We start from the raw sequence: 12,556 nt of genomic DNA, 5'->3' as shown, positions 1-12,556 counted from the left end.
TCCATGCTCTCGAGCGCGTACACCCCTCCTGCGAGGCGCCCGACGTTGTTGTAGTCGGAGTCCCCGACGGAGATGTATCCGGTCATGCTCGAGGCGATGAAGGGGACCTTGTCGGCCTCGGAGAGGCCGGCGAGCTTCGCGCTGATCTGGTCATAGGCATTCTCGTAGAATTTCACGAGTTCTATGGACCTGTCGACCCTGTCCATAAGGAGGCCGACGAGCAGGGCGCTGTGCGTGAAAACATCCATCTCGACTGCGGCCGCAGAAATCCTGACGACATCGATTCCGGCGTTCTCGTAGTCCTGCCAGTTGGTGATGTAGGTCCTGTTCCAGTCGGAAATGAGGGTGGTGACGCCCTTCTCGGCGATTATGTTGGAGGATCCGACCGCTCCGTTCTCGAAGGGAATCGTGGTGGAAGAGGTTCCGACCTTCTCCACTTTCGTGGTGTCGAGGTAGTACTTGAAGTACTTGTCCACGGAGGTGGCGGAGTAGCTCGCTCCCTTGATCTCCTCGGTGATGCCGAGCATCCACATGAGCATGAACGCGTTGGAGGATCCGGTCATGATGATGGAGTCGACGGGGAACTGGGTCTGGGCGATCACGATGTCCATGGTCCCGTTTTCGTCCTGGTCGTGGTAGTTGACATGCCAGATGGGGGTGGGCTCGCGGGCGATGATCTTCTGGACCACCGCGACGTCCTCGGCATCGATTTTGCCGTCGTTGTTGGCGTCGGCCATCCTGGTTGCGTCGGTGACGGAGACGCCCTTGTCGATGAGATAATTGATGACAGCTATGTCGGCAGAGTCGATCTTGTAATCGCCGTCGGCATTGCCGTAGACTTTGAGCGAGGCTTCGTCGGAGGTGGACACGTAGTTGTGGATGATGAAGCTCATGGAGCTTATGTCCAGCTTGTCGCCGTTGAAGAACTTGTCGACGAGCTGCTGGTGCAGTCCGTTGGCGAAATCCTTGGTCACGGCTTCGGGATGGAGGACGGACGCGGCGTAGGCGACCCTCATCGGGACAGGCATTCCTCCGCAGATGATGTACTGCCCTTCGGTTCCCTTCTCCCAGTCGGTGAAGTGGGCGGTGTAGTCGTCCCACAGCTTGACAGTGTCGACGTCGTTGGCATAGTAGTGCCCGGTCCTCAGATGGAGGATGTAATCGAAATTGTACAGCTGGGTGTTGAAGATCTGGGGGTATTCAGCGATCTTTATCGAGGAAGAGCCGCTGGTATCCAGCCCTGAGAGGGCGTATTCCCCGCCTGCAAGTGTCCCGACTTTGTTGTAATCGGAATTGCCCACGGAGACGTAGCCGTTTCCGCTGGAAGTCATGAACTTGGGGGCCGAAGTGGTGCCAGCGAGCTTCTCGTTGATCTGGTCGTAGGCATTCTCGTAGAATTCAACGAGTTCGATGGATCTGTCGACCCTATTCATGAGAAGACCGAGAAGGAGCGCGCTGTGCGAGAAGGTGTCCATCTCGACGGAGGCGGCCGCAACCCTGACGACGTCAATGCCTGAGCTCTCGTAGTCCTGCCAGTTCTTTATGTAGGATCTGTTCCAGTCTGAGATGAGGGCCGTCACGCCTTTCTCGGCTATGACGTTGGAGGATCCGATCTTGCCGTTCTCGAACGGGATATCCATCGAGGAGGTGCCGAGCCTCTCCACCTTCGAAGTGTCGAGATAATACTGGAAGTACTTGTCTATGGAAGTGGACGAGTAGCTGGCTCCCTTGATTTCCTCAGTGATTCCGAGCATCCACATGAGCATGAACGAATTGGAGGATCCGGTCATGATGATGGAACTTATGGGGAACAGGGTCTCGGTGATGACGACATCCATGGTGCCGTCGCCGTCCTGGTCGTGATAGTTGACGTGCCAGATCTCGGTGGGCTGGCGGGCTATGATCTTCTGGACCACAGCTATGTCCTTGACGTCGATCTTGCCGTCGTTGTTGGCGTCGGCCATCACGTTGGAATCGGTCACGTTGGTGCCGAGATCGACGAGAGACTGGAGCAGACTGAGATCATTGGAATCGATGGTTTTGTCTCCGTTGACGTTGCCGTATACCTTGAGGACGGCATCGTCCACGCTGGAAACCGCCGCGCTGTCGATGACTGTGACGACGCAGGACGCTTTGAATCCTCCGTCGGCGGTGGTCGCGGTTATCGTCGCGGTTCCCGGGGAGATCGCGGTGAGCACCCCGTTGGAGACTGCCACGACGGAAGCGTCGCTCGTGGACCAGCTCACGGTTTTGTCGGTGGCGCCCTGAGGCATCACGGTAGCGGCGAGCGTTCCGGTGCCGGAGGTCCTGAGTTTCAAGGTCTCTTTGTCGAGAGTTATGCCTGTGACGGCGATTTTGTCAGTGGTCACGGTGACCTTGCAATAGGCTTTGAATCCCCCGTCGGCGGTGGTCGCGGTTATCGTCGCGGTGCCGACAGACACGGCTGTCACTTGGCCGTTGATGACCGTCGCAACGGAGGGAGCGTCGGAAGACCAGGTCACAATTTTGTTGCTTGCATTGGCGGGAGCCACTTTCGCGGTCAAAGTGGAAGTGGATCCTACCTGAAGGGACGTTTCGGACGGATAAAGAGTCACGCCCGTGACTTTCACGGTGCTGTCTTTATTGTCTTGCCCCGATGTGAGCGCATAAACGGCCACGATCGCTGCTATGATCACGACGATCGCCGCTATAAGCGCTATCATCTTGCCTCTATCCATTTCAAATCACCACCCTCGGATGAATCCGGGGAGTCGCTACCATATTCGGAGCATTGCGTATAAAGATATCACATACATCCAATTCTGATTGAATCCAATAATTCGTAGAAAACAAAACAATATAAGAGGGACATATATTCAAACAGACCCTCGCCCCCCGCGATCCGAAGGGCGCCCGAGGAATCTTCCCTGTCTTCGGCTTAAAAAGCTGGGGTGATAATTTTAAATATGGCACCATGATTAGCGTCCTCGATTACAATGGCACTTTGGCAGGGTAAATCCAACAGAAAGCCCACCGGAGGCAGGCTCATCGCTTCCCAGGGCAAGAGAAAATTCGAGATCGGCAGAGAGAAGCAGTTTACCAGGATCGGCAAACAGAACCTCAAGCAGTATCGCGGAGCCGGCGGAAACGTCAAGGTTGGAATGCTCAGCGCAGAGTATGCGAATGTCGTCGACAAAAAGAACAAGACGATCAAGAAAGTCAAGATCCTGACCGTCAAATCGAATCCTGCCGACCCCAACTACGTTCAGCGTAACATCATCAACAAAGGCGCCACCATCTCTACCGAGGCTGGGGACGCAATTGTCACATCCAGGCCCGGACAGGACGGCGCCATCAACGCAGTACTGCTTTGAGCTATTAGTAATCCAATCGAAAAACCCTTTACCATCCATAAGGATGGATTTTTCCATTTCTATCGCCAAGATTTATTATTGGGCAGGCCATTGGCGGCCACATGGCTTACGATGCGGACGTCGCAATAACACTCTGGCCCGAATACTTCGATTTGAACCGCACCAGGGACGAAGGGAGAAGAGCCCCGAAATCGCTGTGCGTCAAGAATCCCAGCCTCGACATCATAGCCAAGGCGGCGATGATCCTGGATCTGGAATATGAGGTCATAGAGACCAAATCATACCCGAAGGCCCCCCGCGCCCTCCATGGCTGCGTAAAGGTCGAGAAGGGCAAGATCCGCAAGACCGAACTTCTCCGCGAAGTCGGGAAAACGCTGATCCAGAACCAGAAGAAGTGATCTTTTGATATCCCCGGCCGATGCCCGCACACTCGACGCCAACGCGGAAGCGCTCGGCATCCCGACATCGCTGCTGATGGACAACGCGGGAGCGGCTTTGGCATCTTTCATCGGGAAAGAATACCCCGATAAAAGAGCGGTTTTCGTTTGCGGCACGGGAAACAACGGCGGAGACGGATTCGCGGCCGCTCTGAGAATGGACCCGGAAAGGACGAAAGTCTGCCTCCTGAAGAAACCATCATCGATCCGCACCGAAATCGCCCGGGAGAGATATTCCGTTTTGGAATGCCCCATAGAAGCGTACGCCGGGAAGGATTCCTTCGCTGGGTTCGATCTGATCGTGGATTGCGCCCTCGGAACCGGGACGTCAGGCAGCGTCCGCGAGCCATACGCGAGCTTCATAGCCGACGCCAATTCGTCCGGCCTCCCCATTATATCTGCGGACGTCCCGTCGGGATTCGGGTCGGACGTCTGCATAAAGCCGTGCGCCACGGTGACCTTCCACGACGCAAAAATAGGGATGACAGCGGAGAACTGCGGAAAGATCGTCATAGCCGGCATAGGGATCCCCGAGGAAGCTTACACGAGGGTAGGGCCCGGAGACATGCTCAGGTATCCCGTCCCTCTCGCGGACAGCCACAAAGGAAACAATGGGAGGCTGATGATCATAGGCGGAGGCCCTTATTTCGGGGCCCCAGCAATGTCTGCGATGAGCGCCCTCCGCATCGGAGCGGACATCGTCAGAGTTTTCACGCCTGAATCCTCGTACCCGCAAGTCGCCGCCGCATCGCCGGTCCTGATGGCCACGAAGCTTCCCGGCGACCATCTGGATGCGGACTCGCTGGACATAATTCTGAGCGCATCCAAAGATTTCGATGCCGTCCTGATAGGCCCCGGCCTGGGCTCCGATGAAATGACGATAAGAACCGCGATGGCATTCCTTCGCGCCTGCAAAATCCCAACCGTCATCGATGCGGATGGGATATCGGCGGCCAAAGGCCTGACTCTCAGGAATCCTACTGTATTGACGCCTCATAGCAGAGAATTCTCCAGGATCTCGGACGGGAAGAGCCCGGAGGAGACCGCCTCCAAGATGGGAGCGACCATCCTCAAAAAAGGAAAGGTGGACCTTATAACAGATGGGACCAGAACCCGCTACAATTCTTCGGGAACGCCGGCGATGACCGGAGCAGGGACGGGAGACGTCCTCGCAGGAGCGGTCGCAGGGCTTATGGCCAAAGGCATGGGCCCTTTCGATGCCGCCTGCCTCGGAGCATACATATGCGGCAGAGCCGGCGAGAAAGCATTCGAGACCAAATCGTACGGACTCATTGCCACCGACGTCATCGACTGCATACCGACGATCCTGAGCGAAGGGCTCAGATGACTTCTATGCAACCGGTTTACGGCATACCAGCGCTGAAGATCGGAAATTACATGGTCATCGGCGACCTGCACATAGGCCTCGAATCGCATATGCGCGCCAAAGGGTTCCATCTGGTGTCCCGCACGAACGATATGCTCGATTCCATTTTGGAGGCCGCGGACGATTGCACAAGCAGACTGGTGGTCATCGGAGACGTCAAAGATTCTGTCCCCGGATCAACCAAACAAGAGTACGCTGAAATCCCGGATTTCTTCGAAAAACTCTTCGAGCGCTTCGATATCATCGACGTCGTCCGCGGAAACCACGATACCGGAATAGAGGAATTCCTTCCGGGCCGCGTGAAAGTCCGCCCGGCCACAGGGCTCCGCATAGGCGATGTCGGCCTTGTCCATGGGCACAGATGGCCTTCCGAAGAAGTTATGGCAGCAAAGACCCTCGTGATGGCCCACAACCACCCCGCGGTCATGTTCGTCGATGGGATAGGCAAGATAATGACGGAACCCTGCTGGATCAGGGGAAGATTCAAAGAAGAATCCAATGAGACCTATCCCGCATTGCCGGAGGCATTCGTTGTAGTGCCGGCATTCAACAGGATGCTGGGCGGGTCGCCTATGAATTCCGAGGAGACCGAACCGATCGGCCCCATATTGGGAAGCGAACTGGTCGACTTCGACGGCTCCCATTTCTACCTTCTCGACGGCGTGGACCTCGGGAAGCGCTCAGACCTAATGGTCAGAAAAACACGCCGCGGAAATCCGAAGATACGATTCCAATCGGATTTTTCCTGACCCACCCCTTTATTTCCACTGGAAACCCATTATTCACATTATTTACAGTGAATTTCAGATGAAATAAATTATAGAGTGATTGATTTTATAAAAATAATAAAATAAAGATAATAAATTGGTATAAAATAAAAGATGAGGGGTTTCCCCCTCTGTTTTTCCGATCAGTTGCGGGTGATCGTGTCGTAGACGGTTCCGTCGGCGTTCCTGATCTCGGCGGTCAGAGGCATCTGGCCGGGGAGGCTGTGGGTAGCGCAGGAGTTGCAGGGGTCGTAAGCCCTGAAGGCCATCTCGCACATGTTGAGGAGACCGGGGGAAACCTCGAAGTTGTGGATGAGGGCTTTCGCGACTTTGGCGACGTCCATGCAGATGGGACCGTTGTTGTTGGTGGTACCGACGACGAGGTTGCATGCGGTAACGATTCCGTTCTCATCGCAGGTGTAGTCGTGGGTCAGGGTTCCGCGGGGAGCCTCGACGCATCCGACTCCGCGTCCGCCGGGGACGAGGTCGGTCTGCTTGATGTCGCCTTTGAACGCATCTTTGTCCTCGCAGTCCTCCAGGCACTTCTCAGCGCAGCAGAGGAGCTCGATGATCCTTGCCCAGTGGGTGACCAGGGTGTGCTGGCAGGGTCCTTTGACGCCGGCGTCTTTGAGGATGCCGCGGTACTCGACCAAGGCGTCCTGGGCGAGAGGCGTGGGCATGGACTCGGCGACGTTGAGCCTGGAAAGGGGAGACGCTCTGTACAGACCGCTGTCGGGCCCGTCTACGAGACCTTTGTATCCGGGTTTCCTCAGGTAGGGGAATTTCTCGTAGGACCAGGGCTCGATGGCCTCGCCGATGTTGTCGAGGTAGTCGTAGGGGTCGTAGAGGTGGGTCTGCTCGCCCTTCTGGTTGACGACCTTGACTTTTCCGTCGTGGATCTCGAACTGTCCCTTGCCGTTGACCAGACCCATGTGGTAGGTCTCGTGGTAGTAGAGGTCGGGGTTCAGGACGATGCCCATGTAGTCTTTGTTGGCGTAGACGACGTCCTTGAAGACCTGCACGGAGGTCTTGGCGAACTCCAGCATGTCTTTCGCGTTGGCGATCATCTTCTGCCTCTCCTCTTCGGTGACGGATTTGGTGACTCCTCCGGCGACTCCCATGACGGGGTGGGTCGCTTTCCCTCCGAGGATGGTCTGGATCTCCTGGGCTTCCGCACGGGCTTTGAGGACGGCTCCTCCGAGCTCGAGACCGACGCGGCCGACGACTCCGAGGACGTTCCTCTCCGCGGCGGGGGCTGCGGGTCCGCACACGAAGTCGGGCGCGGCCAGAGCGTAGAAGTGCGCGATGTGGCTGTGCACGAAGTGCGCGTTGTAGAACGTGTCCCTGATGTGGTAAGCGGTCGGGGTGGGCTTCGCGTTGAAGCATCCGTCGATAGCTTTGGTGGAAGCGAGGTGGTGGGCTCCGGGGCAGACGCCGCAAAGCCTGGCGGTGATCTGGTTGAGCTCGGTGATCCTCCTTCCGATGCAGAATCTCTCGAACCCTCTGAGTTCGGGGACCTGCCAGTATGCGTTGGTGACGTCTCCCTTGTCGTCAAGGAAGATCTCGATTTTTCCGTGGCCTTCGAGACGGGTGATCGGGTCGACGGTCACACGGTTACCTTTGACTTTCTGCTTGTCATCCCAAATGATAGGTGCTGCCATTTACTGACCTCCAGTCTCTTTGACGGCTTTCTTGATCAGAGCTTTGCCCATAGTGAAGGCATAGAAGTATCCGAGGGGGTCCTTGATCTCGCTGACGAGCTTGATGATCTTCTCCTCGTCGATGATGGGATCGTCGTCGAGGACAGGCATCAGAGATGCGACGGCGGTGAACATACTGGCTCCCTGCTCCTGGACTTCCGCGGTGGGTCCGTAGCATCCGCGGCAAGGCTGGCCTGCCTTGGTGCATCTGGCTCCGCATCCTCCGATGGTAGAGGGGCCGAGGCACAGGATTCCCTGGTCCATCAGGCATTTGCCCTCTTCGACGTTGACCTGGTAGGGGTCGAGGAATTTGTCGATTCTGGCGTTGGCCTTCTTCCTGGGGCATTCATCGCACATAGTCTTGGTGGTGATGCCGATGGTGGTTCCCTTGGGGGGCAGAGCAACTCCGGCGTACGCGAAGTCGGCGACGGCTTTCAGCATCTGGCTGATGGTCTCCTGCTGGGGAGGGCATCCGGGGACGAAGTAGTCCACGTCGACGACCTGGTCCAGAGTCTTCACGGTGTCGAACAGAACGGGCAGGGTGAGCTCTCCCTCGGGCGCCTGGTATGAGACCTGGGGGATGACCGGCTTGTCTTTGTGGTAATCCGCCTGGAAGTTGGCGCTGGTGGGGGTCTTGGTGTAGACGTAGTTCAGGATGTCGTCCTTTCCGTCGGGGACGAGGTTGGCAAGGGCGGGGCTTCCGCCGAAGCATGCGCAAGTTCCGTAGGCGACGACGATCTTGGACTTCTGCCTGAGCAGCTTGACCATGTGCTCGTTCTCGGTGTTCCTGACCGCTCCGGAGATGATGGAGACAGTGATCTCTCCGTCATCCATGGCTGCGATGTCCTTCTCTTTCCCATCCGCGGCGACGGGCCACATGACGATGTTGGCCATGTCACCGACGGTCAGGATCCTCTCGTTGACGTCGAGGATAGAGACGTCGCATCCTCCGCAAGCCGCAGCCCAGTAGATGGCAAGGTTGATCTTCCCGCCGGAAGGCGCTCCGGGGAGAAGCTCTCCGAGGTCCGCTTTCTCGAGGACGTGGGTAACCTTTTCCCCGAGGTCGGCGACAGCGGCCGCACCTTTGTCCACGGCTTTGTCTGCCGCTTTGGCGGCGTTGGCGACCGTCTCTTTGGCGGCGCTCTCGACGCTTTCCTTCTTCTTGAACAGTTTGTCTAAGAAACTCATATCAGTTTGCCTCCTTCACAAGGGGGGTTGGACCGAGGGCTTTGATGACGTCGACGAATTCGCAGACGGTCTTCTGGAATTTCTCTCCTTCAGACGCTGAAACCCACTCGAGCTTCAATCTCTTGGGGTCGAATCCGTACTGCTCGAGGACGAGCCTCAGGAGCGCGATTCTTCTTCTCGCCCTGTAGTTTCCGCCGATGTAGTGGCAGTCTCCGGGGTGGCATCCGAGGACCATGACGCCGTCTGCGCCTTTGGAGAAGGCCCTGAGGATGAACTCGGGGTCGACACGGGCGGAGCACATCGTCCTGATGATGCGGAAGTTCGTGGGCATCTGAAGCCTGGCGACTCCTGCTCCGTCTGCGCCCGCGTACGAGCACCAGTTGCAGCAGAAGGTGACTATTCTGGGTTCGAAATCTGCCATTGGAATCACTCTCCTCCGACGGGGTAGTCAAGGCATGCGTCGATCTCTGCGATGATCTGCTTGCCTCTGAATCCTCTCTGCTCAAGGGCACCGGACGGGCATGAGGCGACGCAGCTTCCGCATCCCTTGCACAGACCGGCGTTGACTTCGCTCTTCAAGGATCCGTCCTCCTGCTTGACGAGGGCCACGGCGTTGTAGTCGCAGCATCCGACGCAGACTCCGCATCCGTCGCACAGCGCGGCGTTGACTCCGGCGACGATACCTTCGGAGATGAGCTTGTCCTTGGAGATGACGGTCAGCATCCTGGAAGCGGCTCCGGAAGCCTGGGCGATGCACTCGTCCATGAATTTGGGCCAGTGTGCGGCTCCAGCGACATAGACACCTTCGGTGGCGAAGTCGACGGGCCTGAGCTTCTGGTGGGCCTCGAAGTAGAATCCGTCCTTGGATATGGGGACCTTGACCATCTTGGCGAGGTTCTCCTTGTTCTCCCTGTCAGGCTGGACTCCGGCGGCGAGGATGACGGCGTCGACGGGGACTGAAAGGTCCTGTCCGAGAGTGGCGTCGTAGGCCTTGACGCAGCTGCCGTCGTAGTCGGGGAGCTTGTTGTCCACGGGGTACCTGAGGAACCTGACTCCGACCATGGAAGCTTTCTGGTAGAGCTCCTCGCGGAATCCGTAGGTCCTGATGTCCTTGTGGAACACGGTGACGTTAGCCATCGGGTTGGCCATCTTGATCTTGATCGCGATGCGGAGCGAAGAAGCGCAGCAGACGCGAGAGCAGTAGTGGACGTCGTCGTTCCTGGAACCGACGCACTGGATGAGCGCGACGTTCTGGGCTTTGAAGTCTCCGGCGGCGATCTTCTGCTCGGCTTCGATCTGGGTCATGACCTTGGGGTCCTTTCCGTAGTTGAACTCGGTGGGCTTGTAGGGGGTCGCACCGACGGCGAAGAGGACGCCTCCGACGGGGTAGTCTTTTCCGTCCGAGAGCCTGAGGGTGAAGTTTCCGACGAATCCGGGGATGTCGAGCACGGTCACGCCTTTGTGGACGGTGATGAGGGGGCATTTCTCGACTTTCGCGATGAGCTCTTTGAGATAGTCGCAGACGGAGACGCCATCCTCTTTGAACCTGAAGTTGCGGGCGAATCCTCCCAGCTCCTTCTCCTTCTCGACGAGGTGCACGGGGTATCCCTGAGCGGCGATGTCGAGGGCGGCGTTCATACCGGTGATTCCTCCTCCGATGACGGCGGCGGCGTTGGTGACGGGTATCTCGGAACCGACGAGAGGCTCGAGGAGAGCGGCTTTGGCGAGGGCCATCCTGAGGAGGTCTTTCGCTTTGTTGGTGGCCGCGTCGGGCTCGTGCATGTGGATCCAAGAGCACTGGTCACGGATGTTGGCCATGTTGAACAGGTATTTGTTCAGCCCACCGTCCCTGCATGCCTCTCTGAAGAGGGGCTCGTGGGTCCTGGGGGTGCATGACGCAACGACGACTCTGTTCAGGTTCTGCTCTTTGATCGCGGTCGAGATCGAGTTGAGGCAGTCCTGGGCGCAGGCGTACTGTGTCTCCTCAGCGAGGACCACGTTGGGCAGGGTCTTGGCGTATTTGACGACCTCGGGGACCTTGACCACAGATCCGATGTTGATACCGCAGTGGCAGACCCAGACTCCGATGCGAGGCTCCTGTCCGGAGACATCCTTCTCTGGGGGATACTCTTTGGGCGCGCAGGGCTTGAAGTCTTTCTTGACGATCCATGCTCCGGCCTTGGCGGAAGCACCGCAGGCTTCGGCGACGGAGGTGGGGATGTCCTTGGGGGCTGCGAAAGCTCCGGTGACGAAGACTCCGGGCCTGGTGGTCTCGAGAGGCTTGAAGACGGAGGTCTTGCAGAATCCGTACTCGTTCAGCTCGATGCCGAGGGTCTTGGCGAATTCTTCGGCTCCGACTGGAGGAGCGAGTCCGATGGACAGAACGACGATGTCGAAGGTCTCGGAAACTCCGTTGTTCTGGTCGTCGGTGTAGTTGATGGTGAGGGCGTGCGTCTCGGGGTCCTCCTCGATGTTGGACACGCGGGCTCCCCTGTGCATGTTGATGCCGTACTGCTCCTGACCTCTGATAATATAGGCCTCGAACTCCTTTCCGTAGGATCTGATGTCCATAAAGAAGATGTCTTCCTGGACGTCGCCGTGCTCTTTGGTGATCATGGCCTGTTTGGTGGCGTACATGCAGCACACGGACGAGCAGTATTTCTTCCAGCCTTTCTTCTCGGACCTGGATCCGCAGCACTGGATGTATGCGATCTTGGTCGGGTGGGCTTTGGTGTTGGGGTCAATCTTGGAGTAGGGGATAGTAATGTGACCCTTGTCAGGTCCGGAAGCGCACATCATCCTCTCGTACTCGATAGCGGTGACGACGTTCTTGTATCTGCCGTACCCGTACTCGGTTGCGATGTTGGCGTCCCAGATCTGGAATCCGGGGGCGGCAACGATGGAACCGACTTCGAGGACGATCTCCTCGTCCTTGTCATCGTAGTGGATGGCTCCTTTTCCGCAGACTTTGGCGCAGTTTCCGCACTTGTCTTTGGTGAGCTTCATGCACTTCGTCTTGTCGATTACTGCGACGCGGGGCACAGCCTGCGCGTGGGGGATGTAGATAGCTTTCCTGTTGACGAGTCCGAACTCATACTCGTCAGGAACATTTTTCACGGGACATTTAGCGATACAGTCGCCGCAACCAGTACACTCGCTGGGGTTGACGTATCTCGCTTTCTTGAGGACGGTGACTTTGAAGTCTCCGGCCGCTCCATCGACTTTCAGAACCTCGTGATAGGTGAGAACGTCGATGTTGGGATGTCCGCTACAGTCAGCCATTTTAGGCGAGAGAATACACGCGGAACAGTCGTTCGTTGGGAAAGTCTTGTCCAGACGGCACATCTTTCCACCGATGGTAGGGTCTTTCTCTACCAGGTAGACATGAATACCGCGGTCCGCAAGATCCAACGAAGCCTGGATTCCAGCGATTCCTCCACCGATAACCAATGCCGATTTGCTCAAATCATTGCCTCCGTATACCAACTGGTGTTTGGAACAGTTGGGGGTAGTTGGTTCCATATAATAAGGGCATCGAAACAAAATTTTTATAGAAATTTCGGCAGACTTTTATTATCTACCAATAAAAAAAATATTTAGGATTGACTAAAAATAATAATAGCCAGATAGTTCAAGAATCCCATTTTTTGATATTGTCTGTTTTGATAATGCTACCAATATTATTGTAGAAAAAAATCGGTTTTGGAAAGCTGAAAATTATAAG

At 56.7% G+C, this 12,556-nt stretch carries 9 protein-coding genes; 4 read left to right on the top strand and 5 right to left on the bottom strand.

What is annotated here, in order from left to right:
- Positions 1–2,717: Ig-like domain-containing protein (locus tag IKP20_09305; GenBank protein MBR4505142.1), on the bottom strand; the 2,717-nt coding region annotated here is incomplete at its 3' end.
- A gap of 258 nt (positions 2,718–2,975) precedes the next feature.
- On the opposite strand from IKP20_09305, the gene IKP20_09300 reads away from it, so the two are divergent.
- The 4 genes from IKP20_09300 (at position 2,976) to IKP20_09285 (ending at position 5,926) form a co-directional block, all read left to right on the top strand.
- Complete coding sequence (locus IKP20_09300; protein ID MBR4505141.1) at positions 2,976–3,353, top strand: 30S ribosomal protein S8e; 378 nt, start codon at positions 2,976–2,978, stop codon at positions 3,351–3,353.
- Positions 3,354–3,454: 101 nt separating this feature from the next.
- Positions 3,455–3,751: a signal recognition particle subunit SRP19/SEC65 family protein gene (locus tag IKP20_09295; protein ID MBR4505140.1), complete on the top strand. Its 297-nt coding sequence runs from the start codon at positions 3,455–3,457 to the stop codon at positions 3,749–3,751.
- Positions 3,752–3,755: 4 nt separating this feature from the next.
- Positions 3,756–5,138, top strand: a complete 1,383-nt coding sequence (locus IKP20_09290) for an NAD(P)H-hydrate dehydratase (protein MBR4505139.1) — start codon at positions 3,756–3,758, stop codon at positions 5,136–5,138.
- The gene (locus IKP20_09285) at positions 5,135–5,926 is read left to right on the top strand and encodes a metallophosphoesterase (protein MBR4505138.1); all 792 of its coding nucleotides are present in this window, start codon (positions 5,135–5,137) and stop codon (positions 5,924–5,926) included. Before IKP20_09290 ends, IKP20_09285 begins: the two co-directional genes overlap by 4 nt.
- Positions 5,927–6,087: 161 nt before the next feature.
- Here IKP20_09285 and IKP20_09280 read toward each other — a convergent pair whose 3' ends face one another.
- The 4 genes from IKP20_09280 to IKP20_09265 are packed head-to-tail and all read right to left on the bottom strand — an operon-like array spanning position 6,088 to position 12,354.
- Complete coding sequence (locus IKP20_09280) at positions 6,088–7,605, bottom strand: Ni/Fe hydrogenase subunit alpha (protein MBR4505137.1); 1,518 nt, start codon at positions 7,603–7,605, stop codon at positions 6,088–6,090.
- The gene (locus tag IKP20_09275) at positions 7,606–8,832 is read right to left on the bottom strand and encodes an oxidoreductase (protein MBR4505136.1); all 1,227 of its coding nucleotides are present in this window, start codon (positions 8,830–8,832) and stop codon (positions 7,606–7,608) included.
- A gap of 1 nt (position 8,833) precedes the next feature.
- Positions 8,834–9,253 carry a hydrogenase iron-sulfur subunit gene (locus tag IKP20_09270; GenBank protein ID MBR4505135.1) on the bottom strand — a complete coding sequence of 140 codons (420 nt, stop codon included), beginning with the start codon at positions 9,251–9,253 and terminating at the stop codon, positions 8,834–8,836.
- A gap of 5 nt (positions 9,254–9,258) precedes the next feature.
- Positions 9,259–12,354, bottom strand: a complete 3,096-nt coding sequence (locus tag IKP20_09265; GenBank protein ID MBR4505134.1) for a CoB--CoM heterodisulfide reductase iron-sulfur subunit A family protein — start codon at positions 12,352–12,354, stop codon at positions 9,259–9,261.
- Between the last annotated feature and the right edge of the window lie 202 nt (positions 12,355–12,556).

Source organism: Candidatus Methanomethylophilaceae archaeon, from assembly GCA_017524805.1.
GTDB lineage: Archaea > Thermoplasmatota > Thermoplasmata > Methanomassiliicoccales > Methanomethylophilaceae > Methanoprimaticola.
The sequence above is the reverse complement of the archived record's forward strand: the minus strand, read 5'-3'. Positions and strand labels throughout refer to the sequence as shown.